Source organism: Oleiphilus sp. HI0086 (assembly GCF_001635225.1).
The window spans coordinates 1-886 of record NZ_LWFZ01000152.1 but is presented as its reverse complement, the minus strand read 5'-3'; the positions used below and the strand labels follow the sequence as shown (position 1 = coordinate 886).

At 44.8% G+C, this 886-nt stretch carries 2 protein-coding genes; both read left to right on the top strand.

Translation table 11 applies throughout. The features are described from left to right. A partial coding sequence (locus tag A3756_RS02135; protein WP_197481110.1) for a universal stress protein occupies positions 1 to 447 on the top strand: 447 nt, incomplete at its 5' end. A 37-nt stretch (positions 448 to 484) separates the two neighbouring features. Next, on the top strand, positions 485 to 886 hold a 402-nt coding region (locus A3756_RS02130), incomplete at its 3' end, for a phosphate-starvation-inducible PsiE family protein (protein WP_068552824.1).

The window sequence follows — 886 nt, the reverse complement described above, 5'->3', positions numbered from 1 at the left end:
AACATTGATGTTGATAGCGGCTTGAATCAGCAGATACTTGATGCAGCTTTGAGCCTGGCGGAGTTATATCGCGCAGAGCTGCATATTGTTCATATCTGGCACCTTGCGGGTGAAGGGTATCTTAGTACTTGGGGGCGGCGCAGTGACTTCGAGGTCGGAGCTATGGCAAGAGAAGAAAAGCACTCTAGGAAAGAGAGAGTTGACGCCCTAACGGGGCATGCTAAGCGGCGTATTCGAGAGATACATTTAGTTGAGGGGCAGCCCAAGAATGAAATACCCAAATTCGTCGATGATCAGTCAATTGATATCTTGGTGATGGGGACTGTGTGCCGTTCAAATGTTGCTGGCATGATCATAGGCAATACCGCAGAGTCTATTTTGGGTAAGGTCAATTGCTCAGTGCTGACTTTGAAGCCAGAAGGGTTTGAGTCTCCTGTTGTTAAATAGTGAGTGATTCAATACCTTATTAGATAGGACACTTAAGATGAAAAATGACACTGAAAGTATTTTGATTTCTCGTATTTATGTCTTGGTTCGGTACTGCGTCCGGTTACTCTCAATATTGATGGCTGTCGTTATTGTGATGGGCGTTATTGATGTTGGCTGGACACTGTATCAAAAGCTCATAACACCGCCGCTGTTTATACTCACTATCTCTGATATGTTGGCAACGTTTGGGGCGTTCATGGCAGTCTTGATTGCCATTGAGATCCTTATCAATATTACCGTCTATCTACGTGATGATGTGATTCATGTAAAGATTGTGATGGCTACTGCCCTAATGGCGGTAGCGCGAAAGGTGATTATTCTGGATTACAAAGAGGTTCAACCAGAGTATGTTTATGCCACCGCAGTACTAGTCTTCGCGATGAGTGTGGGATACTGG